Raw genomic sequence first — 26,046 nt, 5'->3', positions numbered from 1 at the left:
AGAGTGAACCAGCAGAAAACACGCCCTACAACCGACCGCGACGACTGTATGTCGCGGTTTATGCGCGGAAAACAGCGCAGAACGCCCCAGTAGAGTGACGCGACCCGCTACCGGAAGAAAGCGCAGTCGGCGTGGCGGCGCAGCGTCAGCGCCGGGCGGCGGACAGCACCGTTCAGTAGTCGCTGTCGGCGTCGCTCTCGTTGGCCGCCGACTCGTTGTCGGTGATCGATTCGTCGTCGGCGTCCGACTCGTTGCCGACGTCCGAATCGTCGTCGAGCGCTGATTCGGATTCGTTGGCCGAACCGTCCTCGGCGTCGTCCATCGGCTCTTCGTCTATTTCCTCGGCGGCGTCGTTGTCGTCGCCGTCGTCGACATCGTCGGCGTCGGTCGCGTCCATCGTCCCGTCAGGGAGGACGATCGTATCGAACGAGCGGTCGTCTTCGTCGGCCGTGTCGTCGCTGCTGCCGAGGTCCGAATCGGTATCGGTCTCGTTGCCGTCGTCCGTTTCGTTGCCGATACCGGCGGTCTCATTGCCGATATCGTTGTCAGTCTCGTTGGCGTCGACACCGGCTTCCTCGTCGGATGCGTCGCCGCCGAGGTCGTCGGCCGACTCGAGGTAGCCGATCGCGTAGATCGTGTAGCCCTGCCCCCGGTCGACCTCGACGTCGACGGAGGCGACGGGTTCGGGTTCCTCGGTGCCGATCACGTCAGAATCGTCATCGTCGTCCGCATCGCCGGCCTCGTCGTCGCTGGCGTTGAGACCGGACTCACCGTCGCTGGCGTTGAGGCTGGACTCGTCGTCGCCTTCGGCTTCCATGCCACCGATGACGGAGCCGTCCACGTCGGCGGCGTCGTAGATATCGAGCGTCACGTCGCCGGCGGAGACGCCGACGTACCCCGACGGCTCGGTGTACGCGACGTCCTCGAAGAGCACCTGGCCGGAGTCGACGGCGACGGCGACGTTCGGGGCGTCCGGCGAGGCGTGGACCAGTCGGACCTGGCCGGCGTCCTCGCCCTTGATCGCGTCGTCGACCTCTTCTTCGGGTCGGTCGACGAGCAGGAGGACGTCGAACGTGCCCGCCTCGCCGAGCGGGTCCTCGCTAGCGTCGGACTCCTCCTCAGCCTCGAGGACGGTCTCACCGTCCGTGGCGTTGGAGCCGCCGTCCGTTTCGTTGGCGGCCGACTCGTTGCCGTACTCGTCGTCTTCAGCCTCGAGGGCGGTGCTATTGTCGTCGCTATCGGACGCGAGGGCGTCACCCTCGTCGGAGCCGAGGCCGTCCGCCTCGTCCTCGGCCTCGAGTTCGCCGATCGCGGCGGCCGTGTAGTAGCCCGAGCCGACGTTGATCTGCTGTTCGTAGACGACGGCTTCTTCGTCGCCCGCGGCCGTTATCGTTAGCGTGTACGTCCCCGGGACGATCTCGAGATACGGCGAGACGTCGTCGTACGCGACCTCCGTGAGAATTTGCTGGTCGTTAACGTAGACGTCTACCTCGGGTGCGTCGGGCGAGAAATGGGCGACGCGGATCGCGCCCGTCTCCTCGTCCTCGTCGGGCTGTGCGGATTCGTCTCGCTCGTCGTCCTCGTGCTGGTTGACCGCGAGGACCGAGTTCGAGAGGGCCGATCCTGCGCCGACTACGCCGATCGTCTTGATTGTCGAGCGTCGTGAGAGTGTCATACGGCAGTCGGAACCGGGGGTCTCGAGACGAAAAACGGGCCAGTCAGTTACCCGGATTGTCGGCTCGTTTATTCAGCCCCGATCTGCGTAGCGGTCTCGTAACGGACCGAAACGCCAACCTACGCACGAATATGGGGGCGTGTGGCGTACCGGACCCAACCGTCGGAATCGACGGGCGGTCCGTGCCACCCCGGGGTGACGGTACGGACACACTAGCGTGTTACATCGGTGTCACTCATCGGCCGGAAACGGTCGGGGGCAGACGAGAGCAGCGGCACTCGAGAGCGGGGCGTAGCTGAGCATGTATTTGATAGCACGACGTAACCGAGAACAGCCACGCGGCGGCTCAGCCCCGCATCTCCGCGTCGACGGCGGTCCGGACGACGCGAGCGAGGCCGAGCGTGGCGACGAACGTTCCCGCAAGTACGAGGAGCACGAACAGCACGACGCCGAGTCCGACCGCACCGAGATTCGAGTAGGCGAACAGGGGCGCGGTGATCGTCCGGGCCAGCGCGATGACGAGCAGTCCCGCTGCGATGCGGATCGACGCGCGCCAGTAGGCGCCGTATTCGTCCGGCGAGAGTTCCATGCGCCGTCGTGCGAACGCCGCCGTGAAAAACGCTCGCGTCTCGACTACTCGTCCGGACGGTCGACGCTCCGAACGCCGGCCGCGATATCGCCGGCGACCCGCGCCGTCGTTTGGCGGTCGATCCGCCGCGTCTCGAACACGTCGTGGGCACTCTCGGCTGCCTGCTCGTCGATCTCGAACTCGAGGTCGGGATCCGAGTAGTCGACGCCGGTCAGCACGAGCGGCTCCGGCGGCGCGGGCGGGATTCCCTCGTGGCCGGGCAGCGGCTCCGGGGCCAGCGCTCGATCGACGGCCTCGAGCGACGCGTCGCCGGTGCCGACACGACGGGCGAGCGAGACGAGTCGCCGAACCAGTTCGCGAGCGAAGCCGCCCGCCGTCACGGTGAGGACGAGGTAGTCGCCGTCGCGAGTCGCCTCGAGCGTCGGCGCCCGCTCCGTATTGTGCTCGTCCGGCGTGAGGTTGTGGAAGTCGTGCGGGCCGGAGAGGGCGTCGCAGGCCGCGACGAAGCGCTCGTCGTCGACGCTCGAGGGCGGGGCGTGGAGGTGGTAGGTGTACTCGCGGCGGCTCGCGTGGTGCGTTGCGTGGAAGCCGTCGGGCGCGTCCGCACTCGCCCACGCGCGGACGTCTGCGGGGAGTTCCGCGTTCAGCGCCCGCGGCTCGAGCCAGTCGGGTGCCTCGAAAGCGATCGTCTGGGCGAGCGCCGAGACGCCCCGATCGGTTCGGCCCGCGGCGGCGTAGCCGTCGGGTTTGTCGGCGTCTTGGTCGAGGACCTCGAGCGAGCGCAGCGCGTCGAAGACGGCGTCCTCGACGGTCGGGACGTCGGGCTGGCGCTGGAAGCCGTAGTAGTCGGTGCCGTCGTAAGCGAGCCGGAACGCGCGCATCGAGGCCATCGGTGGATACCTCGAGTCACGGATGGTGACGTGTTAGGGGCGTCGAACTCGCGTGCTCGGTGGGACGAGGGGAAGGGACTATTCTCGGGTCGTCTCGCGATCGTCGTCCGTAATATCGGCGATCCAGCTGAGCGCAGCCATCGCCTGCGGGAACCCCGCCGTCGGAATCGAAAGCACGGCGACCTGTTTGAGCGTCTCGGGCGAGATATCCTCCTCGAGGGCGCGCCGGACGTGGGAGTGAACGGCGCCCTCGGACTGGACGGCGACGGCCATCCCGAGTTTGACGAGGCGCTTCGTCTCGTCGTCGATCGGTCCCGCTTCGGCGGCGGCCTCGCCGAGGTCGGCGTAGGCGTCCCAGACGTCCGGGTACGCTTCGGCGAGGTCGCCGGCGGTCGCGGGCAGTTCCTCCGCTGGATTCTCGAGGTCGTCTGCCATGGCGGTCGCGACGACACCGCGGGCGGGGTTAATGCTTGGTGGGCCCCAGGTGCGTTGCGTCTCCGTTGACGGGACGACCCATCCGCTCGAGGCGGCCGAGCGAATCGAGGGGCCGGAGTACGCGAAGCCGGTGACGATCGGCGACGGCAGCGTTGTCGCGTCGGGAGCGGTCGTGACCGAGGACGTACCGGACGGGGTCGTCGTTCAGGGGAATCCCGCGACCGTAGTAAAGGAGATAGACGAGAACTGAGAGGCCGAGATTTCGAACGTGCCGTCACCTCCCGCCCGACAGTTTATCGGCGCGGCTCTCCGACGATTTCCACATGACGACGCGCCCGGTGGTGATCGACACGGACCCCGGCTGCGACGACGCCGTCGCGCTCCTGCTGGCCCTCGAGAATCCCGCCCTCGAGGTCGTCGGGCTGACGACCGTCCACGGGAACGCGCCAGTCGCCGACACGACGAGAAACGCCCGCGCGATCCTCGAGTCGGTCGACCGGACCGGCGTCCCGATCGCAGCGGGCGCGGACCGGCCGCTGAACGTCCTGCTCGAGACGGCCGAGGAGATCCACGGCGAGGGCGGCATTCGGGGCGAGTTGCCGGAGCCGACGCCGGCGACCCAGCCCGCCGACGTCCACGCTGCGCGGTTCATCGTCGAGCAGGCGCGGGCGCACGACGGCGACCTCGCGCTGGCGGCGATCGGGCCCCTGACGAACGTGGCGCTGGCCCACGCACTCGAGCCCGAGCTGCCCGACCTGCTCGACGAACTGATCGTCATGGGCGGAGCGGCGTTCGCGCAGGGCAACGCCACGCCGCTGGCGGAGGCGAACTTCCACTCGGACCCGCACGCCGCCCGGCGGGTCGTCCGGGACTGCGAGCCGACGCTGGTCGGGCTCGACGTGACGACGCAGGCTACCGTCCCGCCGGCGCGCCTCGAGTCGCTTTCCGAGGACGAGGGCCGCGATCGGGACGATGCCCTCGCGCACTCGATCCGCGAGTGGCTCACCTACTACGACGCGGCGCGACTCGAGCGGTACGGCATCGAGTCGGCGGCGCTCCACGACGCGCTCGCGGTTGCAGGGCTGGTGGACGGCAACGTGCTGGAGACCGAATCCTACCCGCTCGAGGTCGGTACGGACGGAGACCTCGCCAGGGGCGCGCTGGTCGCCGACAGGAATGGCGTCACGGGCGACGAACCGAACGGGGACGTGGCGCTCGAGGCCGACTACGAGCGGTTTCGAGAACTAGTCGCCGGATCGCTCGATCGGTTCCTGACCGTCGCCGAAGCCGAGGACTCGAGGTAGATCGGTCGGTCGAAATTTCGGTCGAATCGCCCCTAATCGACGACGTAGGACTGGTGCTCCCCGCGAGTCTGCACGTCGACGAAGTGGTGCCGCGTTCCGTTCCCGACGTGGCCGACGAACGCACCGCCGTCGTCGTACACGTCGTCGGCGCTGCGAACGTCGTGATCGGCGAGTCGGTCCGTTACGTCCGCCGGAACCGTCTCGCCGTCGCCGACGTCGACGATCACGAGACGGTCGGTGAAACTCTTCGCGAGGAACGCGTCAGCGATACCCTCGTGTTCGCGCACCTCGGCCACCAACCGCTCGAGTTCGGCCTCCCAGTCGCTCATCGAGCGTGAGTTTGAGGTCGCCCGGAAAAGAGGTGCCCGCGAACATCTTCGTCGTCTTCGCCGGCGAGCGGAAGGGCCAGCCGTCGACGAACCGCTGCCGAACGACGGGGTGAGACCCCGCCCGCTCAGTGTCGCCCGTCTTCCGCCCACGGGTGCGCGTCGTCCACCTCTTCGGGCAGCACGGGCTCGTCGAGCAGCGGATCGCCCGTCGACGCCATCCAGTCGCCCAACTCGGTCCGGAGTCGGTCGTGAACGTCCGCGATCTCTGAGTCGTCCGGGACGTCCTCCGCGAGCAGATTTTCACGCTCCAGCGGATCGTCCTCGAGGTCGTACAGTTCCTCGTGGGATCGCTGCTCGTCGTAGAACTCGTCGCGGACCTCGCGTCCGGCGTCGCTGCGGTAGATATCGTTGGTCAGGTAGACGTCCGGGAGGTTCCAGAAGTTCCGGATGTACTTCCAGCGGTCGGTTCGGATCGCTCGGACCGGGTTGTAGCGGTCGTGCCAGGTCATGCCGGCGAAGATGCGATCGCGGGGCTCGTACGTCCCGTCCTCGCGCAGGAGCGAGGCGAAGCTCTCGCCGGCGATCTCCTTCTCGGGCGCCGGTGCGTCCGCAATCTCGAGCAGCGTCGCGAAGACGTCGACGTTGCTCACGAGGGCGTCTTCGACCCGCTCGCCGTCGAACCCGGCCGGGTAGCGAACCGCGAACGCGGCCTCGATCCCGGGATCGAAACAGGTCCCCTTCGCCCTGGGCATCGCGAGTCCGTGTTCGGTCGTGAAGACGACGAGCGTCTCGTCGGTTAGCCCCGCGTCCTCGAGCGCGTCGAGGACGGTCCCGACGCCGTCGTCGAGCGCTTCGACCATCCCCTGGATTTCGGCGATATCGGACCGGATTCCGGGATCGTCCGGCAGGAACTCGAGCGGGTCGACATCGTCGGGGCTGGGCGTCTCGTAGCGGTCGTCCGCGAAGCCGAACCCGTCGGTCTCCTCCATGCGGTGGACCTCGAAGAAGCCGACGGAGGCGAAGAACGGCTCGCCGAGGCCGCCGGCCGCGAGCGCGTCGGCGAAGTCGGCCGCAACCTCTCGAGCGCGGGCCGACTCGTGGACGGACGGGGGTCCGTCGGCGGTCAGGGAATTCTCCGAGTGGATCCGGTCGTAACCCAACCGATCGGGGTACTCGGTAATGTGCTGGAGCCCGAAGAGGTGCGTCTCGTACCCCGCCGCGCCGAGCAGTTCGGGAAGCAGTTGCTCGTCCTCGTCGATCTCCCAGCCGGCGTGTGCGAGCCCCAGCATTCCGTTCTGGTGAGGGTGGCGCCCTGTCATCAGACTCGAGCGGCTCGGCGAACACTGCGGCGCGGTCACGAAGTGGCGGTCGAAGCGGACGCCGTCGGCCGCGAACGCGTCGATCCGCGGCGTGTCGACGGCCGCGCCGTAACAGCCCAGATACGTCCCGAGATCGTGGCAGTGAACGAGGACGATGTTGGGTCGTGGCTGGGACTGGGCCATGTGGAATTGGATCTAACCGTATCCGCAGTAACCGCCTTTCCCCGGCATATTCGGGGCGGGTGGCCTTCCCCGCGAGCGCCCAATGTGTATCAGGTATGGACGACTCTAACGGAAGTGAATCGACGTCACATTCGAACGTACGAAACGTCGTTCTCGTCGTTCTCGATACGGCCCGGGCGAAAAGTATCGACAAGCGGACGACTCCGAGCCTGTCGCGACTCGCGGCGGAGGGAACGGCCTTCGACAACGCCTTCGCGGCCGCGCCGTGGACGCTGCCCTCCCACGCCTCGATGTTCACCGGAACCTACCCGTCCGAGCACGGGACCCACGGCGACCACCTCTTTCTCGAGGACGACCTCCGGACGCTCCCCGAAGCGTTCGCCGAGAACGGCGTGCAGACGGTCGGCGTCTCGAACAACACCTGGATCACCGAGGAGTTCGGCTTCGACCGCGGCTTCGACGAACTCCGCAAGGGCTGGCAGTACGTCCAGTCCGACGCCGACATGGGCGCCGTCGTCCGCGGCGAGGACCTCCGGGAGAAACTCGTCGCGACGCGGGAGCGCCTGTTCGACGGCAACCCGGTCGTCAACGCCGCTAACATCCTCTACAGCGAAGTCGTCCAGCCCGCTGGCGACGACGGCTCCGATCGCTCGACGACCTGGATCCGCAACTGGCTCGCAGAGCGGGGAGACGATCCGTTCTTTCTGTTCTGTAACTTCATCGAACCCCACGTCGAGTACGACCCGCCCCGCGAGTACGCCGCCGAGTTCCTCCCCGACGGCGCCAGCTACGAGGAAGCGGCCTCGATCAGACAGGATCCCCGGGCCTACGACTGCGAGGACTACGATATTTCGGGCCGGGAGTTCGCCATGCTGCGCGGGTTCTACCGGGCCGAGCTCGCCTACGTCGACGACCAGATCGCCGCGCTCCGGTCGACCCTCGAGGAAGCCGGCGAGTGGGAGGACACGCTGTTCGTGGTCTGTGGCGACCACGGCGAACACGTCGGCGAGCACGGCTTCTTCGGCCACCAGTACAACCTCTACGACACGCTGATCAACGTCCCGCTGGTGCTCCACGGCGGCCCGTTCACCGACGGCGGGACGCGCCGCGAATTGGTCCAGTTGATCGACCTGCCGGACACGCTGCTCGAGACGGCCGGCATCGACGATCCGAAACTGCGCGAGCAGAGTGCCGGCCGGTCGCTCCACCCCGAGTCCGACGCCGAGCGTCGCGAGGTCGTCTTCGCGGAGTACGCCGCCCCGCAGCCCTCGATCGAGCGCCTCGAGGCCCGCTTCGGGGAGATTCCGGACCGGGTCCGCGAGTACGACCGCCGACTGCGCGCCGTGCGGACCCGCGAGTACAAGTACGTCCGCGGGGACGACGGCTTCGAGCGCCTGCACCACCTCGAGACGGATCCGCGGGAGCGGACCGACGTTTCGGACGCCCAGCCCGACGTCGTCGAGCGGATGCGCGACCACCTCGAGCGCCGGTTCGAGCCGCTCACGGAATCGGATACGGACGAGGCGGGGACCGACGACGTCGAAATTCGGGACGGGACGAAGGACCGGTTGGCCGATCTGGGTTACCTCTGAGGGTTCGACGCGCTCGAGCGAGTGCAAAATCGGACACCAGTATCAAGGGTACAGTCGTGCAGGCGGGGACGTTTCCGACTCCCCTTGCAATCCGGTCGCGTGTCCACCGTTACCACGACCGCACCGACGTTTCCGACCCAGCGGACGTACGACCGATCGACCGGCGAGTTGACGATCGCCGTCGACGCCTTCCCGGCGTCGATCGACGACGCGACCGTCGCGGTCGGCTCGAGTCGGCTCCGGATCCGCATCGAGCACGACGGCCGCGTCTACGATCGGACGGAGACGCCGCCCCGGAGCGACCGCGCGTTTACGACCGACGGCAAGGCCGTCTACAACAACGGCGTTCTCACCGTCACGGTCGCGACGACGCGGCGCTCGCGGTAGCGCTGGAGGCCGGGTAGCGAGCCCTAAGGGACGGACTCCCTCGAGAGGACGTGGATCGCGCTCGCCTGCAGCACGCTTTTGGCCGCGAATCCGAAGAATGCGTGCACGCAGTAGCGCCGCGACGCTTCCACTCGCTATGTCCGCGCACAAGGGCAATTCGGCGGTCGCCGACGACGGGTTCGTCCCCTTCTTTCGCCGCTACACGAAGACGTGGGTACACGCCGTCGCGACGGCCGGGCTCACGGCGTTCGGGACGCTGACGTTCGTCAACCGCTGGTTCGTCGTCCTCGCGCTCGCGTCGTACGTCGTGCCACCCGTCGCGCTCTACCTCTCGGGCGGGGTCGGCGCGACTCGAGACGAACGAACGCGCGCCGAACGGAAAGCCGACGATCGACACATCGGCAACCGACCGCCCGACGAACGGCGATCCGAACGGAACCAAGAGGAGCCGTCGCTCGAGGGGACCGATTCCGTCGATGAAAGCGATGTCCAGAGTCGACAAACCGGCGTTTCGAGCGCCGGCGAGACCGCGACTGCGTCCGTCGAATCCGAGAGCGAAGCGCCGCCGGCACCCGACGGACCCCCGTCGTCCGACGAAACGGCCGCTCGAGGCGACGACGGGAGCGAAGGTGGCGAAGAAGCCGACGAGCGCGACGGCGAGTGGCGAACCGTGGCCGTCCCCGCGACCGAAACGCTGTTCGACGCGGTCGTCACCGACGACGGCGCGTACGCGGTCGGCAGCGGCGGTCTCGTCGTCGCGGACCGCGGACAGGGGTGGACGACGGTCCTCGAGGCCGGCCCCGCCGCGCAGGGCAACGACCTGCGGGGCGTAGACGCCGCCGCCGACGGCGAAGCGGTCTGGATCGCCGGCGACAGCGGCGCGGTCGGCCGGATCGACGCCGAGACGGGCCGGCACACCGATCACACGGCACCCGCAGAGCTGACCGACAACCTGCTCGGACTCGCCGTCGGCGGACCGGCCGGCGACGAGACCGTGTTGCTGATCAACGGCTCCGGCGAAGTTCTCAGGGGCCAGTATGCGGGCGAAAACGGGACCGGTGGCGGCCCCCTCGAGTGGGCCGAGCCGATCGAACCCGGCAGCGGCTCCAGTTTGTCGGGGATCGCGCTCGCCGACGACGCGGTCGGCTACTGCTGCGACACCGACGACGGCGTCTTCGGAACCGACGACGGCGGTCGGTCGTTCGAACGGATCGGTCCCGCAGGCGCCGACGGGACGCTCGAGGACGTCGCGACGGGCGGCCCGAACGACTGCCTGGTGAGCGCGGACGACGGCGTCGTCCACCGCTACGGGTCGTCGGGGACGTGGACGCCCGAGCGGGTCGCGGACGTCGCGCTGCCGGGGATCGCACGCCGCGGGGATCGAACGGTAGCCTGCGGCGCGGACGGAACGATCCACGAGCGCACCGCCGAATCGGCGTCGTGGGAACGGATCGAAACCGACGCGGCCGCGGCGCTGCTGGGCGTTTCGATCGGCGCCGATCGCGCCGTCGCCGTCGGCGAGGACGGGACGGTGCTCGAGCGACGCTTTTGACCGCGAGCGGACGCTACTCGACCTCGATCGTCGATCGAGACGAGGTCCATGGGAGTCGTTCTCGGTCGCGGTGCAAAGTCGTTCGGCCGCCGAGACGCTGCCGACGCCGCTGGAAGGTTTATTGACGGGGGAATTGACCGTCCAACATGGCGATGTCACCGCGAACGAACGTGCTCCGACAAACCCTCGCAGACGACGAGGTCGCGCTGGGCGTCCTCGAGAACACCTACTCCCCGACGCTGGTGGAGTTCTACGGCGAACTCGGCCTCGATTTCGTCTGGATCGACCTCGAACACGCCGGGCCCAGTCCCTTCGACGGCGAGCGGCTCGAGGAGTTGCTCCGGGCCGCGGACGTCTCCGGGACGGAACTGCTCGTGCGGCTGCCCGAACCCGATCCGGGGATGATCCGGAAGGCGCTGGACGCGGGCGCTCGGAACGTGTTCGTCTCGCGGATCGAAACGGCTGAAGACGTCCGGCAGGCCGTCGAGGCCGCGCGGTTCACCTACGACGGCGAGCCGGGGAAGCGCGGGTTCGCCAACCCGCGCGCGAGCCGGTGGGGGACGACCGACGACTACGCCGCCACCGAGGACGAGGAAATCGTCGTCGGCGTGACGATCGAGAACCCGACGGCGGTCGAGAACCTCGAGGACATTCTGGCGGTCCCCGAACTCGGCTTCGTCTTCGCCGGCCCGCTCGATCTCGCAGTTTCGACGGGCCATCCCGGCGAGCCCAGCCACGAGGAGGTCGCGGAACACGTCGGCGAAATCGAGGAACGAGCGCTCGAGGCTGGCGTTCCCCTCGGCGGCCTCGGCTTCGGGATGGACGACGTCAACGAGAAGGCCGAGGCGGGCTACCAGATCCTGAACCTGGGGAGTACGACGGGCGCGCTGGGCGGCGTCGTCCGCTCGTGGTTCACCGAGTACGAGGGCGAGCGGTAGCGTAACGCGACGCCGCGACCGAGCCGCAGATCGACGCGGCCGGCGACCGAGCCGCCCGCTCGAGTCTCGAGCCCTCGAGCGCTCCCGTCACGCCTTTTCCGTTCGGAAACCCACACTCGGGTATGCTCCACGGCGAGGAGTTCTGGCTCGTGCGCTTCCTGTTCCAGCGGGGACTCGCCCTGCTGTACCTGCTGGCCTTCCTCGTGGCGGCCTTCCAGTTCCGGCCGCTGGCCGGCGAGGACGGCCTGCTCCCCCTCGAGCGGTACGTCGAGGGGGTCTCGTTCCGGGATCGGCCGAGCCTCTTTTACTACTATCCGAGCGACCGCGTCATCGGCGTCGCGGCCTGGACCGGCGTCGCGCTCGCTGCGCTGACGCTTTTCGCCGCGCCGTACTGGTCCGTCGTCCCCGACGCCTACGCGACGCCCGTCTCGATGGTGCTGTGGGCAGCGATGTGGGCGTTGTACCTCTCCTTCGTCAACGCCGGGCAGGTCTTCTACGGCTACGGCTGGGAATCGATGCTGCTCGAGACGGGCTTTCTGGCGATCTTTTTGGGCGCCGGCTCTGCGGCGCCGCCGGTGGTCGTGCTCGTCCTCGTCCAGTGGGTGCTGTTCCGCAACATGTTCGGCGCGGGACTGATCAAGCTCCGCGGGGACGAGTGCTGGCGCGACCTGAGCTGCATGGACCACCACTACGAGACTCAGCCGATTCCGAACCCGGCAAGCTGGTTCGCCCATCACCTCCCGGATCGGTTCCACCGCGTGGAGACGTTCGGCAACCACGCCGTCGAGCTACTGATCCCGTTCCTCTACTTCGCGCCCCAGCCCTGGTCCTCGCTCGCCGGCGCCGCGACGATCGGCTTCATGGGCTGGCTGATGCTCACCGGTAACTTCGCGTGGCTGAACGCGCTGACTATCGTCCTCGCGATCGCGACCTTCAGCGACGGCGCGCTCGAGGCGGCGTTCCCGTTCCCGCTTCCGATCGCCGCGCCCGAAGCGGCCCCGACGCCGACGTACCTGCAGGCGCTGTCGATCCTGCTGGCCGTCTTCGTCCTCGCGCTGAGCGTGCGGCCGGCCCGGAACATGCTCTCGCGAAGCCAGACGATGAACACGGCGTTCGACCCGCTGCACCTGGTCAACACCTACGGCGCGTTCGGCTCGATCACGCGCGACCGCTACGAGATCGTGATCGAGGGAACGACCGACGAAGAAATCACCGAGAACACGGAGTGGCACGAGTACCGGTTCAAGGGAAAGCCGACCGACCCCGAGCGGCGGCCGCCCCAGGTCGCGCCGTACCACCTGCGACTCGACTGGCAGCTCTGGTTCGCCGCGATGAGTCCGTCGCCGCGGCGCCACCCGTGGTTTCTGCGCTTACTCGAGAAGGTGCTCGAGGGCGACGACGCCGTGCGTGGGCTGCTCGCCGAGGACCCGTTCGCGGACGCGGGCGAGACGCCCGAGCACGTCCGCGCGATTCGCTACCGCTACCGGTACACGACGCCCGCGGAGCGAGCCGAGACGGGACGGTGGTGGCGCCGCGAGCGCGTCGGCACCTACGTCTCCCCCGTCTCGTCGTCCGAGGTGCGGCTTCGCCGGCGGCCGCTTCGGTGATCGACGGGGGAGTTCGCAGTTTGCGGCGGCTCGACCCGCCTCGATCCGCCTCAAGACGCGGAATCGTCATCGAATCTACGTGTAGGAGCGAGTTGACGCACCGCAGTCGAGTGCTATGGATGGTGATGGCTCGAGCGGCGTCGAGCGGCGGTAGCGTGCGGTCGGGCGGGATCGCAAAGCGGACCACTACGGGACGTAGCGATCGAGTATCAGTCGGGCGAAACCCGTCGGATGATCGTACAGGTGGCTTATCAGTCGACAACGCGCCCATTTCTTACGTCGCGATTGGGCGTATCGACGGTCGGATGAAACGACGACGCGTCGTACAACTGACAGCACTGGGCGGACTCACACTTCCGCTGGCCGGCTGCACCGAGGAAGCAGCCGACGCCGACGGGAACGAAACGGACAACGAGACCGATACCGACACCGAGGCGTCCGCGGACGGAGACGGTGACGACGAGGACGGAGAGGACGACGAAGACACGGATGGACCCGAGGATCAGGAGTTCTCCGGCAGCGGAAACGACGCTATCGAGGACGTCTCCATCGATGGCGGTCTCACCGTCATCGACGCGACGTACGAGCGCGATGATGAGGAGGGCGGTGATGACGAGAGCGGTGATGGCGAGAACGCGAACGAAGACGATAGCGAGGACGAGTTCGAGGTCCGGCTCATTCCCGAAGAACGCCTCGCTGAAGACGATCAAGACGGCGAAGACGGATCCAGTATCGACGACGAACAAAACGCGACGGACGACGGGGCTGAAAACGCGACAGACGACGAGGCAGAAACCGGTACTGACGACGACGGAGAGAACGCGGACGACGAGTCGGAAGACGAGCCGGAGACCGTCGTGTTCGTCAAATCGGAGTTCGTCGACTCGTCCGGCGAGTACGAGGGGCAGACAGCCCATCCCGTCGTCGAGGGGACGTACGTCCTCAGCGTCGTCGCCGACGGCGACTGGGAGGTGACGATCAGCCAGCCGCGCGACGAGAGCGGCGAGGAACCGCCGATCTCCGTCGACGGATCCGAAAACGAAGTCCACGGGCCGTTCGAGTTCGACGGCTCGTACCAGCCGTCCGGCGAGTACAGCGGCGAACGGATCATCGCCGACATCTACCCGATAACGGACGATCCCATCTTCGTGTTCCACGACGCCAGCATCGAGAACCCCTCCGAGTTCGAGTTCGAGGGCGTCGGCTACCTGTCGGTCAAATCCGACGACGAGTGGACGATCGAGATCGAGTAGCCCCACCCGCTCGACGATTTTTCTCGGTTTGGACGCTCGAGTGTATCCGACCGGAAGGTGGATCGATCGCGCCGTCGGTTCAGCGCTCGTCGTTCGATTCCGACTCGGATTCGGACTCCGACTCTCGCCTCGCCGGCGGCGTCTTCGAGACGAGACGGCCCCACAGATCGCGGTTGTCCGCGACCCAGCGGTAGCCGGTCTCGCGGAGGCGGCCGTAGTCCTCGAAGTTGCGGAGGAAGTCGACCACGTCGCGGACGCCGCCGCCTTCGACGCGAGCGAGCGTCTCCTCGATCGAGGCGCCGCAGGAGTAGACGCCCTCGTCGGTCATCAGGTGCGAACACGCCTCGTAGTGTTCGGGCAGTCGCTCGCGCAGTTCGGGCGTGAGGTCGCTGAAGCCGACGATGCGGACGTCGTTCGTCCGGTCGTCGAAGTATTCGGCCCACCACGTACAGAAGCCGCAGTCGTCGTCGTAGACGAGCGTTGCTTCGGCGTCGGATTCGGTCATGGGAGGATACACGGGCCGCGGACACAAACGCTTGACTTCGACTATCGAAACGGAGCCACGCGGCAGGCACCCGACCCGACCGCCGACTTACTTGAGCCGCCCTCGAGAAGGCAGTCGTATGGAGCGGTTCGTGCAGTTGATCGTCGTCGGCGGGCTCGCGCTCGTCGCCGGCCTCTGGCTCGCCGCGCTTTTCGCTCGCGGGTCGACCGTCTGGATTGCGGGAGTCGGTCTCGCGCTACTCGGCGCCGCGAGCGTCTTCGCCGGGATCGGCAGCGAACTCGAGTACGGGTACGGAGCGTTCGATTAAGGAGGTGGACCGGTGGCCTCAGCCGCCGGGCCGTCTGAACGTGTAACTCACGTCGTCGCCCTCGACCGTGAGCGAGCCCGATTCGTGGTCGACGACGAGGTCGACCGGCTCGTCCTGTTCGAAGTCGTGTAACGGCATGCCGGTGCTGACGCGTCCCGTCCGGGAAACGTCGACGTGTGCGGATCCGAATTCGACCCGGATACGCTCGCCGTCGGCGGTCACGTCGCCGGATTCGCCGAACCGACGCAGCTGCTCGCGGACGGCGTCCCAATCGTCGAGGTGTACGCGCGTTCCCATACGGACCGGGACGACGCGTGGAAACAAGAATCCCCGATGCTTGCCGATGCTCGACGGAGAGGGTTATCTCGGCCGACTGCCGACTCCCGACTAATCTGCCGCCGGAACATTATTGTGAGATGTGACGAATCGGGAGCCATGAGCAGCGCGGCCCGGTCGCTGTCGGAACCGCAGGTGCTGGCCCACACCAAGCGGCGGCTCTTTCCGGACGACGGCGCGGCACACTCCTACGTCGTCGCCGATACGCAGTTCTCGCAAAACGAGTGGCTTCCCGGCCAGCCCATCGAACCGGAGATCCGCGACCGGCTCGCCCCGTTCAACCATGTCGAGATCGGCGGCGGCTTCCCCGACCTCGTGGGCGTGCGCGACCTCGAGTCCGAACTGGTCGCCGTCGAGCGGGTCGGCGACGAGCCGCCGCTGATCGCCATCGAGGCGAAAGGCGAGACCAGCAGCGGCGTCGACACGGAACTCGGGATCGTGCAGGCCTACGACCGGCTCCACGAGGCCAACGCGGCCTACTTCGCCGCGCCGATCGACACGGTTTCGGAGACCGATCGCACCCTCGCGCGGGAACTGAACGTCGGCGTGCTGGGCGTCGACGCGACCGGCGAGGTCGAGGTGCTCGAGACCGCGCGGGTGGTCGGCAACCGGACGTCGACCGAGGCGACGGCGCTTCGCTTCCAGGCCGGGACGCAGGGTGTGGCCGACGCCTCGTTCGGATTAAATCATCCGAAGAACTACCTCGGCTATCCGCTGGCGCACTACGCCGACGGCGATACCGCGACGTTGCTGTCGGAGTACGAGGTCGTCGGCGCGGTGACGGACGCCAGACGCGGCGCCGCGTTCCTCGGGCTGATCGAGGACGGGCCGCGCGTGGAACTGACCTCCCTCGGGCAGGAGGTCGTCCGGTTTGCGAAGGCTCGCTGCGGCTCCGTCGAGTCGGCCCTCGCGGAGTTCGAGGAGTGGTTCCGCTCCCGAAAGCGGTTCGTCGACCTCGCGCCGCAGTGGGGACAGCTCGCTCGGCGCGTCGTGTTCGAGTATCCGGCCACGGAGCTGCTGGTGACGGAACTCCAGCACATGCACGAGGACGGGATTCCGGAGCCGTCGCTCGTGGACGTCGTCGAGTACCTCCACGAATTGCACCCGACCTTCACAGTCGAACTGTTCGTCCGCGGCGACGACGACGTCCGGAGCCGCGTGCTGACCGGAGACGGCGAGTTGCGGCGGGCGCCGCTCGAGGACGGATCGGTCTACCACTCGCCGACGGTGTTCCAACTGAAGGCAATGTTGTACCACACCGGGATTCTAACCGAGCGCGGGAAGGAGCCGAGTCGGCTCGAGCCGACGGAGGACGTGTGGGCGCTTCGGGAGCCGGTGTAGTCCGGTTCGGTCCAGCATCCGACGAGAGACGGGCGGCTACTCGAATCCGTGTCGTTCTCGATGCGCAGCGAGGAAGGCCGCATGCGGGCGTTTGTTCTCGTCGGTGGGAAGTTTCAGCGCCTCGTTCTCGAGAGCGGCGAACTCCTCGTACCCCTCGAGATTCGGTCGATCCGCGACCAACACGCGGTAGTCATCGGAAATCGCCAGCCAGCCGGCGTCGAACGCCCAGTGGTGGAGCCGACAGAGGGCGAGTCCGTTCCGAATGGTGTCGCGACCGTTCTCGCGCTTCGGATAGATGTGTGCGGCCTCGATATCGCGCGTGCCGTCCGGCGCCTTGCGCGCGGCGCCGCAGATCGCGCAGCGGTGCTCGTACGCGGATTTGACTTCCGATCGGAACGCGCTCGAGCGAACGCGTCGTTGAACGGTCGTATAGTCCTCGTCGGCGTCGGTCAACGCCGGTTCCTCGGTATCGTCGTCCGCTTCGTCGGTGACGGACGCCGCGAGCGTCTGGAACGCCGCCGGATGCTCGAGGTCGAGCCGTTCCATCGTGAACTCGTAGACCATGCGACCGTCTCGGGAGACGTACTCGGCGTCGACGACGTCGACCAAGCCCTCGTATCGGAGGTCGTCGCGGTCCGCCGGATGATAGAAGAAGTAGACGGGAACGGTCGATCGTTCAGCTTGCTCGACGAGCGCGTTGTTTGCGGCCGTGCGGCGCTGATCTCCCTTTTCCGGCAGCCCCTCGCCGATGTAGGTGAACCGCTCGTCCGCGAGGTCGTCGGCGTACGGCCCGTCCTCGCGAGCTTTGACGACGACGAACTCGAGGTCGCCGTTCTCGTCCGTTCGGGGGTTGATCCCCTTGATGTACGCGCCGAAGCTGGTATCGAGCACCGCCTCGAGTTCGGACTGGGTGTAGAACTCGCCGCGCTCGAGATCGGGAGCGTCGGACGTACGGCGGCGGGCCAGTTCTCGCCCGGGATCGGTGAGCGAGTTTACGCCGTCAGATCGCTCGACGTAGCCGAGACTCTGCAGCCAGCCGCGGTGTTGGGCGGGACCGGCGGCGTCGTTCCAGTCGACCTCGGCGTGCTCGGATTCAATTGCGTCGCCCAACTCGGCGTCCGTCTTCGGTCCGTCGAGCAGCGCCTCGAGTATCGTGTCGAACCCGCGAACGTGCTCGGCGAGGAGTTCGTAGAGCACCGCGGGATCCGTCTCCGAGAGCCACTCCATGCCGCGCTGCGTGAGACGGATGCGGCCGGATTCGATCTCGAGCAGGCCGATGCGCTCGAGAAACGCGAGTCGACGTCGGATCCCGTCGTCGCTTGTCGCCCGCGTGTTCGATCTGATCCAGTCGATCGCCGCCGCTTCGGACGGGGAGTCCGCGAGGACGTGTTTGCAGAACCGCTCGAGGACGTCGGTGTAGTTCCCCGCGCCGCCGAAGAATCGAACGGCGATCGTGAGTTTCTCGTCTCCCATCCGTCGCTGATACTCGTCCCGTGTGCGGGAGTTCGTATAAAATACGTGGTAACTAGCGGGACGAGACTGGTTCGACGGACGAAGGGGTCGAATCGCTGTGCAACAGCCCTGTACCGCCGCTCGCGAGTACACACCACCGTTTCAAGTGAATTGTGAGCTACACCACAAGTGCGCGTGAACGGTCCCCACCACTCCTTCATGTGAACGACCCACACCACCGATGCACGTGAAACTCGAGTCGAATCCGCGAGCGGTAACGCGGTCCGTTTGCGAGTCGCTCGGCCTCGAGACGGGGCACCCGAACTCGAGACAGGGAGAATTCGGCCCATCGATGCCGCCACGGAGACACCACCGTTGCAAGTGAAAATGGAAGATAGCGGGACGGTACGTTCCGTTCACTCGAAAAGGTGGTGTGTGAAGCGGGGGCGGCTCAGGCCACGCCGTTCATCCGGGCGATGTCGCGGATCGTCTCGATTTCGTCGTCGAGGTAGAGCACGTCCGCCATCGCGTCGACGGCGCTCGAGAAGGGGACATCGAGTTCGTAGCTGTAGTAGTTCCCCCGGGAGCCGCTGCGGTTCTCCTTCGCGGAGAGGATGCCGAGCATCCGGAGGTCCGAGAGGTGGTTGTGCACGGATCGCTGGGCGAGCGAGTCTGTTCCAGAGGACTCGCAGAGCGACTCGTACTCCTGGTAGAGCTCTCGCGTCCGGCAGGGCGTCGACTCCTTGGCAGCCTTGGAGACGACCGCCAGCAGGGCGAGTCGACCGTGGGTCGTCAGCTCCCGCATGCCCTCCTCGACGCGCTCCTGCTCGAGTTTCGAGCGGGCCTGATCAACGTGGTCCTCGCGGATCGTCGGGTCGTCGTTGTTCTCCGCGACTTCGCCGGCGAGTCGCAGCAGGTCCAGCGCCTGTCGGGCGCTCCCGCTGTCGCGGGCCGCGAGGGCGGCACAGAGGTTCAAGACGCCGGTCTCGCAGGCGTCCTCCGCGATGGCGACCTCGGCTCGGGACTCGAGGATGTTGGTCAGTTCGTCCGCCTCGTATGGTGGAAACTGCAGTTCGCGCTCGCAGAGGGTGTCCTGCACCCGCGGATCGAGCTGTTCGCGGAACTTGAAGTCGTTGCTGATCCCGATGAGGCCGACCTTCGTCGACTCGAGGTAGCCGTTCGAGCGGGCGCGGGGGAGTTCGTAGAGCAGTTCGTCCCGGTCGCCGATCGAGTCGATTTCGTCGAGGACGATGACGACCGTGCCGCCGAGCGCCTCGAGTTCGCTGTAGAGTTTCTTGAAGACGGTCTGCTGCGGATAGCCGGTGGTACTGATTTCGGCGCCGTCGGGGCGGAGGGTGTTGACGAGTTCGATCGCGACCTGGTAGGAGGAGTTCAGGGTCTTGCAGTTGACGCTGAGCACGGAGAGGTCGACGTCGTCGTACTCGGTGACGTCTTCCTGCAGGACGTCGAGGAGGTACTCGGTGACGGCGGTCTTGCCGACGCCAGTGTTGCCGTAGAGAAAGATGTTGTTCGGTTCCCACCCGTCGATGATCGGCTGGAGCGCGTCCATGTAGGCCTCGATCTCCTCGTCCCGTTCTTCGATCCGTTCGGGCTGGTACGACTCCCCCAGGGCGTCCTTGTTTCTGAAGATGTTCTGCTTCCGCTCGAACCGAGGCATACCCCTACCAAGAGAGATGTACTATTTAAAACCACTTTTTCATCTGATGCAAGTGAACTCAGACACACCACTGTTTCAAGTGAAACTAGTATTCTAGGTACTGCTAGAGAGAACAGTCCACGGTTTCATCTAAAGCGCTGACAATAATTGCGATCCGTCCGTATCCCGGATACACGGCGCCAAGTAGTCTGCTAAACCGAATTTGTTGGTTTCGTGTGATCGACGACCTGCCGACACTACCGCTCACCACCCCGTCCCCCTCCCCGCGCTTTCCAGTTTCACTTGCAACGGTGGTGTGTCTCTCTCCGAGGGCGTCGCGCTCGAGCGACGATCGGCTGCGAGAATCCCGGCGACGGATCGAAAAGCGAACTCGCACTCGAGGTACCTTACTCGCGCCGCGGAACCTCGTGGCGACCGAAGCCGTATCGGAGCCGGTTCGCCAGTCGGCGCGAGAATCGGCCGTCGTCGGCCCGCGAGCCGAACCGCTCGGCCAGCGCCGTGTAGATCAGCGGTAGCGGGACCTCCTGCTCGAGGGCCTCCTGAACGGTCCAGGTGCCGGTCGAGCCGCCCTCGACGCGGTCGGCGACGGTGCCGAGGTCGTTACCCTCCTCGCGGAACGCCTCCTCGCAGAGTTCGAGCAGCCACGAGCGGATGACCGCGCCGTTGTTCCAGACGGAGGCGACCGACTCGAGGTCGAGGTCGTACCGCCCCTCGTGCAGCAGTTCGAACCCTTCGCCGTAGGCCTGCATCAGCGCGTACTCGACGCCGTTGTGGATCATCTTGACGTAGTGGCCCGAGCCTGCGGGCCCCATGCGCTCGTGGCCGTCCGGTCCCGTCGCGACGGCGTCGAAGACGGGCGCGAGTTCCTCGTAGGCCCACTCGGGGCCGCCGACCATCAGCGAGAAGCCCAGTTCCGCGCCCGCGGGGCCGCCCGAGGTGCCGCAATCGAGGTAGGCCGCGGGACAGGACTCGGCGCGGCGCACGGAATCCTCGAAGTAGGAGTTGCCGCCGTCGACGACCACATCGTCGGCATCGAGGTGGGGCTCGAGTTCCTCGAGCGTCGCGTCGACGGCCTCGCCGGCGGGGACCATCAGCCAGATGCGCTTGCCGTCGCCGAGGCGGTCGACCAGATCCTCCATCGACTCCGCGGGGTCGGCGCCCGCGTCGGCCGCCGTCGCGACGGCCTCCGCGTCGAGGTCGAAGGCGACGACGTCGTGGCCCGCCTCGAGCGTGCGGTCGACCACGATCTGTCCCATGCGTCCGAGTCCGATTACGCCCAGTTGCATGAGAGGAGTTCCGCGGGGGTGAGTGGTAGTGGTTGTGATTCCGCGTTCGCGACCTGCGGTCGGAAACTGGACGACCTACAAGAAGAACGGAGAAGAATTGACGACTACGAACGGAGCGCAAACGAACGCTCTCGAGCCGACCGTCGCCGAACGCGTGCGAGTAGACCGGTACTGAACGTGAACGCGAGCGGGTACCGAGCTATCGGCCTACTGAAGCGGCTCCTGCAGCCGGGCCCAGCCGATCGCGTCGAGGACGAGGATGCGATCGTCGTAGTGAACGTAGACGCCGTTGTACTCGTGGCCATTTCCGTCGTAGTACGGTAACGAGCCGCGAATCCTGTCGACGACGGACCAGGCGCCGTCCTGCTCGAGGGTCACGTGCTCCCACTCGTCGGCGGCGTCGTTGCGAACGGCGCGCTGGAGCGCGCGTCGCGCGCCGGGAATCTCGTCGAGCTGGCGGGACGACGCGTCGACGATGGTTGCGTCGTCGGGCACCTCGCTCGGCCCGACGATCCGCGCGCCGAGGTCGGCCTTCGACCGTGCGGCGCCCGTCTGTGATCGCTCGGATTGAAGCACGTAGCCGGCGACCGCGGCCGTCCCGACCGCGAGCAGCGACAGTGCGATTTCTTTGCCCCTGAACATCATGGGAGTACGTTACAGTAACCGACTAAGTATCTTTCGCAAGAATGTATGATAGCTGTTGAACAGATCGTGCGGAATCCACCGGGCGTTCAGTTCGCTGTCGGACGGTCGCTCGGACGACTGGCCGACGATAGCCGCACCCGTCGAACTGCTTCCCGGAGAGTTAGAGAGACGCAGCAACGCCCGACGTGATCACGCCTGCGACCACGAGGAGCGCGATTCCGACGACAGCTGCCACGCGGTAGAGTCCCAGGACGTTTGCTGCGGGTTCGCGCAGTTTCTTCCCGTTGAGTCCCGACTCGAGGCGCTTGCTGCCGACCTCGACGAGTCCGGTCAGGACCAGCCAGAGGCCGACCATCACGAGCACGAGCCGGCCGTTCGTCGTCCCGACGAGGCTCTCGAACGTGTACCCCCGGCCCGCGAGGTGGCCGCCGGAAAGCAGCAGAGCGAGCGAACTCACGCGCGAGATCGTCGTGAGTTTGCCCGAAATCGCCTCGAGCGGTCGCGTCGTGTTGAACTCGCCGTCGCGGGCGAGCGGCAGCACGACGAACGCGACGTAGAAGACGCTGCCGGCCCAGAGCGCGGCGAACACCAGGTGTGCCGTCCGTGCGAGAAACGTATCGATCATATCGGTGGCTCGAACAGCGATGGTATCAGCGTTCCGACTTGCGCCGACGGCGGCTCCGGCGACGCTCGAGGCGCTCGGGTGTCGGGTTCGTCGTTCCCGCGAGGAGCGATTCACTCGAGCCAGTTCCAGTCGGCGGTCCAGTCGACCAATCGGCGCCGAACCAGCGCGTACGCGAGGGAAACAACGATCCCGATGAGTAGCACGGCCGTCACCCAGCCGTCGTAGACGGCGAGCGCGGGGACCGCGAGGCCGATCGCGAGCGCGGCGTCCTCGGGGGCGCCGTCGTAGCGGACCCAGCGACGCGGGCGGATCCACCGCCCGCGGACGTGGTCGTACACCGCCCGCTCGGTGCGCCCGTTCCACGGATCCATCTCCGGCCCGCCGCCGATCGCGTCGCTGGCGGCGTGGAGCCACGCGGCGACGGCGAACGCCGCGAGGGCGACGATCGTGGTCGAGGGGGCGACGATCGCAAGCGCGGCGGTCGGGACGGCGACCGCGAGTCCGAGAAGCGGGAAGTGGAAGGTTCGCCGGTGCTCGAGGGGCAGGTCGAAATCGGGTGCGAGACCGCCGAGGACGGCGCCGGCGGCCAGCGGCGTCGCGAATCCGGGGACTGCGTAGGCGACCGGCGCGAGGAGAGCGAGCGCGGCGAAGACGTGGGTGGTCGCCATCATGCGATTCGTGGTACGATCGCGAACGGCAAAACCGTACGTGACGGGGAAATCCGGACGTATCGGATGGGAACTGACGGGCGACGAGTGACGGACGATGGGCGACGAATGACGTGCGACAGGCGATGGACGACGAATGACGAGTGACGTGCGATGGTCGACGAGTGACCTGCGGTGCGATGGACGACCGGCGTCCGAATCGAGCTACTCGAGGTTCTCGCCCTGGTAACTGCCGTCGTAGACGTCCTCGTGGTCGGCTTCGGCGAGGACGAGTTGGGCGATTCGCGCACCGCGCGCGATCTCGACGTCGTGGTGGACCTGCAACAGTCCCTCGCCGCGGCCCTCATAGCCGGCGTCCCAGACGGCGGTGTTGAGCATGCAGGAATTTCGCATCAGCGACGAACGCGGGTAGACGAAGCCGATGTGGCCCTCCGGAATCTCGATCCGCTCGCCGTAGCGGGCGACGTAGGCCCCCTTCGGGAGGTAGTACGTGTCGGGGTCTTTCTGCTCGAGTTCCTCGAGCGGGCGGGCGACGCGGTCGCCGATCTGCTTGCCGTCGCGGCCGATGCGACCCGGCTCTAACTGCTCGAAGACGATGTCGAGCGTGAGGTCGACGCCGTTGGGTTGGACTTGCTCGTCGGTCGTCGGCGAGACGTGCTCGGCGACGAACGCACCGGAACGGAACATGTCGGTAGTAGCAGCGAGGGTCTAGAAAAGCGTGTCCGTTCGCGTCGACCCCGTGAGCGGTCGACACGCAGGGTGCTGTCCGGAACCGGATCGGATGGCACCAGCGCGCATTACCGTCTTCCGGACGATATCGAAATCCACGGGAGTGATTCGATCGTCCCGAAGGCCGTCCCGGAACGGGTCAAATGACGGGACAATAGGACGAGGTTGATGGACGTACAGTTGTGCGGCAATACTTACTCGAAAACTGCCGCGACGGACGTGATTAACACGGTCGTTCCTCATGGAAACACGCTGGATTTATCACGCCGGAAAGCCGAGTTCCGGGTGCTATGGGACAGACTCTCACCGAAAAGGTTCTCGACGACCACCTCGTCGACGGCGAACTCGAGACCGGCGAGGAAATCGGGATCGAGATCGACCAGGTGCTCACCCAGGACACGACCGGCACGATGGTCTGGCTCCAGTTCGAAGCGATGGGACTGGACGAAGTCCAGACCGAAATCGCCGCTCAGTACTGCGACCACCAGACCTACCAGTTCGACTTCAAAAACACCGACGACCACCGCTTCCTGCGATCTGCGGCCGGCAAATACGGCGCGTACTTCTCTCGCCCCGGTAACGGTATCTGCCACAACGTCCACCGCGAGAACTTCGCGGCGCCCGGCAAGACGCTGCTGGGTTCGGACTCCCACACGCCGACCCCCGGCGGGCTCGGCCAGCTGGCGATCGGCGCCGGCGGGATCGACGTCACCGTCGCCATGGGCGGCGCACCGTACTACATCGAGATGCCCGAGATCGTCAACGTCCGCCTCGAGGGCGAACTCCCCGAGTGGGCCACCGCGAAGGACGTCATCCTCGAGCTGCTGCGCCGACTCAGCGTCAAGGGCGGCGTCGGCAAGATCCTCGAGTACACCGGCCCCGGTGTCGAGTCGCTCACCGCGCCCGAGCGCATGACCATCACCAACATGGGCACCGAGCTCGGCGCGACCTCGTCGATCTTCCCGACCGACGAGCAGACCAAAGACTACCTCGAGCGCCTCGACCGCGCCGACGACTTCGAGGAGATTCAGCCCGACGAGGACGCCGAGTACGACGACGAGATCGTCGTCGACCTCTCGGACCTCGAACCGCTGATCGCCCAGCCGTCGATGCCCGACAACGTCGTCCCCGTCAGCGAGGTCGCCGGCCAGGACGTCGACCAGGTCATCGTCGGCTCCTGTACCAACGGCGGCTACGAGGACATCCTCCCCGGCGCGAAGATGCTCGAGGGCCGCGAGGTCGACAAGAAGACCGACATGATCGTCGCCCCCGGCTCCAAGCAGGCCTCCGAGATGCTCGCCCGCCAGGGCTGGGTCGCGGAGATGATGGCCGCCGGCGTCAACTTCTCCGAAGCCACCTGCGGCGCCTGTATCGGCATCGGTCACGTGCCCGCCAGCGACTCCGTCTCGCTGCGGACGTTCAACCGTAACTTCGAGGGCCGCTCCGGCATCGAAGACGACAACGTCTACCTCTGTTCGCCGGAGGTCGCCACCGCGGCGGCCATCAAGGGCGAAATCGTCGACCCCCGAGACCTCGCCGACGAACTCGGCGACCTCGAGGCGCCCGGCGTCGAGCTTCCCGACGAGTACGACGGCTCGAAGACGGACCTCATCTCGCCGGACGAGGCCGTCGACGACGAACTCGTCAAGGGCCCGAACATCGGCGACGTCCCGCTGAAGGACCAGCTGGACGCGGACATCGAGGGCGAGGCCCTCCTGAAGATGGAGGACAACATCACGACCGACCACATCATTCCTGCGACGCAGGACATCCTGATGTACCGGTCGAACATCGAGAAGCTCTCGGAGTTCACCCTCAGCCGCGTCGACGACACCTTCGCCGAGCGCGCCAAGAACGCCGACGGCGGCTTCCTCGTCGCCGGCGAGAACTACGGCCAGGGCTCCTCGCGAGAGCACGCCGCGATGTGTCCGATGTACCTCGGTATCGAGGGCGTCCTCGCACAGAGCTTCGCGCGTATCCACCGCGCGAACCTCTTTAACTTCGGCATCGTGCCGCTGACGATCGACGAGGACACCTACGAGAACATCGACCAGGGCGACGAGATCGAGATCGTCGACGACGTCTACGAGGGCGTCACCTCCGGCCAGGAGGAGTTCACCGTCCGCGTCAACGGCGAGGACGAGTACACGGCGGTTCTCGACGCCTCCGAACGCGAGCGCGACATCCTCGCGGCCGGCGGCAAGCTCGCCTGGACGAAGGAACAGGCCGAGGAGAGCGGCAGCGGCGCCGCGCCCGCCGACGACTGATCGGGCCGCGCTGACCTGCTGACCCGCTGCTTTGCAGTTATTTTTTGCGTTCATCCCGTCTGCTACTCGAGTCGCTGGTAGATTTTTCGCGCCGCGTAGCCGATCGACCGTTCGCGGCGAAGGGGGAGAAGGCCCGGCCGCTCAGCTGACGACC

At 66.8% G+C, this 26,046-nt stretch carries 25 protein-coding genes and 2 pseudogenes; 11 read left to right on the top strand and 16 right to left on the bottom strand.

Annotation, left to right across the window (positions count from 1 at the left end):
- Nucleotides 1-172: 172 nt before the first annotated feature.
- The 5 genes and pseudogenes from HALXA_RS22855 to HALXA_RS14230 all read right to left on the bottom strand — a co-directional run bounded on the left by HALXA_RS22855 (nt 173) and on the right by HALXA_RS14230 (nt 3,589).
- Nucleotides 173-991 (bottom strand): DUF4397 domain-containing protein, encoded by an 819-nt coding sequence (locus HALXA_RS22855; protein WP_394324799.1) that lies wholly within the window; start codon nt 989-991, stop codon nt 173-175.
- A 315-nt stretch (nt 992-1,306) separates the two neighbouring features.
- A pseudogene (locus tag HALXA_RS22850) lies at nt 1,307-1,675 on the bottom strand (DUF4397 domain-containing protein); the annotation flags it as partial.
- A gap of 346 nt (nt 1,676-2,021) precedes the next feature.
- Complete coding sequence (locus HALXA_RS14240; RefSeq protein ID WP_013881080.1) at nt 2,022-2,264, bottom strand: hypothetical protein; 243 nt, start codon at nt 2,262-2,264, stop codon at nt 2,022-2,024.
- Nucleotides 2,265-2,308: 44 nt separating this feature from the next.
- A complete protein-coding gene (truA, locus tag HALXA_RS14235; protein WP_049895477.1) occupies nt 2,309-3,145 on the bottom strand; it encodes a tRNA pseudouridine(38-40) synthase TruA in 837 nt (278 codons plus the stop codon).
- 87 nt (nt 3,146-3,232) lie between these two features.
- Nucleotides 3,233-3,589 carry a carboxymuconolactone decarboxylase family protein gene (locus tag HALXA_RS14230; RefSeq protein WP_013881078.1) on the bottom strand — a complete coding sequence of 119 codons (357 nt, stop codon included), beginning with the start codon at nt 3,587-3,589 and terminating at the stop codon, nt 3,233-3,235.
- A gap of 58 nt (nt 3,590-3,647) precedes the next feature.
- On the opposite strand from HALXA_RS14230, the pseudogene HALXA_RS14225 reads away from it, so the two are divergent.
- Together HALXA_RS14225 and HALXA_RS14220 are read left to right on the top strand one after the other, a co-directional pair.
- A pseudogene (locus HALXA_RS14225) lies at nt 3,648-3,839 on the top strand (acetyltransferase); the annotation flags it as partial.
- A gap of 73 nt (nt 3,840-3,912) precedes the next feature.
- Nucleotides 3,913-4,893 carry a nucleoside hydrolase gene (locus tag HALXA_RS14220; RefSeq protein ID WP_013881077.1) on the top strand — a complete coding sequence of 327 codons (981 nt, stop codon included), beginning with the start codon at nt 3,913-3,915 and terminating at the stop codon, nt 4,891-4,893.
- A gap of 32 nt (nt 4,894-4,925) precedes the next feature.
- Here the strand turns inward: HALXA_RS14220 and HALXA_RS14215 are convergent, their stop codons facing one another.
- Complete coding sequence (locus HALXA_RS14215; RefSeq protein WP_013881076.1) at nt 4,926-5,222, bottom strand: hypothetical protein; 297 nt, start codon at nt 5,220-5,222, stop codon at nt 4,926-4,928.
- Nucleotides 5,223-5,347: 125 nt separating this feature from the next.
- The gene (locus HALXA_RS14210; protein WP_013881075.1) at nt 5,348-6,724 is read right to left on the bottom strand and encodes a sulfatase family protein; all 1,377 of its coding nucleotides are present in this window, start codon (nt 6,722-6,724) and stop codon (nt 5,348-5,350) included.
- A gap of 95 nt (nt 6,725-6,819) precedes the next feature.
- Here HALXA_RS14210 and HALXA_RS14205 point away from each other — a divergent pair, with 95 nt between their 5' ends.
- From HALXA_RS14205 to HALXA_RS14180, 6 genes are all read left to right on the top strand, one after another.
- Nucleotides 6,820-8,316 carry a sulfatase gene (locus HALXA_RS14205; RefSeq protein WP_013881074.1) on the top strand — a complete coding sequence of 499 codons (1,497 nt, stop codon included), beginning with the start codon at nt 6,820-6,822 and terminating at the stop codon, nt 8,314-8,316.
- 99 nt (nt 8,317-8,415) lie between these two features.
- A complete protein-coding gene (locus HALXA_RS14200) occupies nt 8,416-8,703 on the top strand; it encodes a hypothetical protein (protein WP_013881073.1) in 288 nt (95 codons plus the stop codon).
- Between the two features lie 136 nt (nt 8,704-8,839).
- Nucleotides 8,840-10,255 (top strand): WD40/YVTN/BNR-like repeat-containing protein, encoded by a 1,416-nt coding sequence (locus HALXA_RS14195; RefSeq protein ID WP_013881072.1) that lies wholly within the window; start codon nt 8,840-8,842, stop codon nt 10,253-10,255.
- Between the two features lie 146 nt (nt 10,256-10,401).
- Complete coding sequence (locus HALXA_RS14190) at nt 10,402-11,193, top strand: HpcH/HpaI aldolase family protein (protein ID WP_013881071.1); 792 nt, start codon at nt 10,402-10,404, stop codon at nt 11,191-11,193.
- Nucleotides 11,194-11,315: 122 nt separating this feature from the next.
- Complete coding sequence (locus HALXA_RS14185; protein WP_013881070.1) at nt 11,316-12,800, top strand: lipase maturation factor family protein; 1,485 nt, start codon at nt 11,316-11,318, stop codon at nt 12,798-12,800.
- Between the two features lie 305 nt (nt 12,801-13,105).
- The gene (locus HALXA_RS14180) at nt 13,106-14,053 is read left to right on the top strand and encodes a hypothetical protein (RefSeq protein WP_013881069.1); all 948 of its coding nucleotides are present in this window, start codon (nt 13,106-13,108) and stop codon (nt 14,051-14,053) included.
- Between the two features lie 79 nt (nt 14,054-14,132).
- Here HALXA_RS14180 and HALXA_RS14175 read toward each other — a convergent pair whose 3' ends face one another.
- Entirely contained in the window at nt 14,133-14,558 is a 426-nt protein-coding gene (locus HALXA_RS14175) for a DCC1-like thiol-disulfide oxidoreductase family protein (RefSeq protein ID WP_013881068.1), read from the bottom strand.
- Between the two features lie 118 nt (nt 14,559-14,676).
- Here HALXA_RS14175 and HALXA_RS14170 point away from each other — a divergent pair, with 118 nt between their 5' ends.
- Complete coding sequence (locus HALXA_RS14170) at nt 14,677-14,865, top strand: hypothetical protein (RefSeq protein WP_013881067.1); 189 nt, start codon at nt 14,677-14,679, stop codon at nt 14,863-14,865.
- Nucleotides 14,866-14,883: 18 nt separating this feature from the next.
- Here HALXA_RS14170 and HALXA_RS14165 read toward each other — a convergent pair whose 3' ends face one another.
- Nucleotides 14,884-15,162: a hypothetical protein gene (locus tag HALXA_RS14165; protein WP_013881066.1), complete on the bottom strand. Its 279-nt coding sequence runs from the start codon at nt 15,160-15,162 to the stop codon at nt 14,884-14,886.
- 138 nt (nt 15,163-15,300) lie between these two features.
- On the opposite strand from HALXA_RS14165, the gene HALXA_RS14160 reads away from it, so the two are divergent.
- Nucleotides 15,301-16,542: a hypothetical protein gene (locus tag HALXA_RS14160; RefSeq protein WP_013881065.1), complete on the top strand. Its 1,242-nt coding sequence runs from the start codon at nt 15,301-15,303 to the stop codon at nt 16,540-16,542.
- Between the two features lie 36 nt (nt 16,543-16,578).
- Here HALXA_RS14160 and HALXA_RS14155 read toward each other — a convergent pair whose 3' ends face one another.
- The 7 genes from HALXA_RS14155 to HALXA_RS14125 form a co-directional block, all read right to left on the bottom strand.
- Nucleotides 16,579-18,015, bottom strand: coding sequence for an HNH endonuclease (locus tag HALXA_RS14155; protein ID WP_013881064.1), 1,437 nt, complete (start codon nt 18,013-18,015; stop codon nt 16,579-16,581).
- Nucleotides 18,016-18,445: 430 nt separating this feature from the next.
- Complete coding sequence (locus HALXA_RS14150; RefSeq protein ID WP_013881063.1) at nt 18,446-19,672, bottom strand: orc1/cdc6 family replication initiation protein; 1,227 nt, start codon at nt 19,670-19,672, stop codon at nt 18,446-18,448.
- Between the two features lie 386 nt (nt 19,673-20,058).
- Nucleotides 20,059-20,958, bottom strand: a complete 900-nt coding sequence (gene gnd, locus HALXA_RS14145; RefSeq protein WP_013881062.1) for a phosphogluconate dehydrogenase (NAD(+)-dependent, decarboxylating) — start codon at nt 20,956-20,958, stop codon at nt 20,059-20,061.
- A gap of 207 nt (nt 20,959-21,165) precedes the next feature.
- Entirely contained in the window at nt 21,166-21,600 is a 435-nt protein-coding gene (locus HALXA_RS14140; RefSeq protein ID WP_171814688.1) for a hypothetical protein, read from the bottom strand.
- Between the two features lie 163 nt (nt 21,601-21,763).
- A complete protein-coding gene (locus HALXA_RS14135) occupies nt 21,764-22,228 on the bottom strand; it encodes a CopD family protein (RefSeq protein WP_013881060.1) in 465 nt (154 codons plus the stop codon).
- Nucleotides 22,229-22,338: 110 nt separating this feature from the next.
- Complete coding sequence (locus HALXA_RS14130) at nt 22,339-22,899, bottom strand: hypothetical protein (RefSeq protein WP_013881059.1); 561 nt, start codon at nt 22,897-22,899, stop codon at nt 22,339-22,341.
- A gap of 201 nt (nt 22,900-23,100) precedes the next feature.
- Entirely contained in the window at nt 23,101-23,583 is a 483-nt protein-coding gene (locus HALXA_RS14125) for a deoxyuridine 5'-triphosphate nucleotidohydrolase (protein ID WP_013881058.1), read from the bottom strand.
- A gap of 332 nt (nt 23,584-23,915) precedes the next feature.
- Between HALXA_RS14125 and HALXA_RS14120 the strand changes: the two genes are divergently transcribed.
- Nucleotides 23,916-25,892, top strand: coding sequence for an aconitate hydratase (locus HALXA_RS14120; protein WP_013881057.1), 1,977 nt, complete (start codon nt 23,916-23,918; stop codon nt 25,890-25,892).
- The last annotated feature ends 154 nt before the right edge of the window (nt 25,893-26,046 follow it).

This window comes from Halopiger xanaduensis SH-6, from assembly GCF_000217715.1.
Classification (GTDB): Archaea; Halobacteriota; Halobacteria; order Halobacteriales; family Natrialbaceae; genus Halopiger; species Halopiger xanaduensis.
This window is presented reverse-complemented; position numbering and strand designations above follow the sequence as displayed.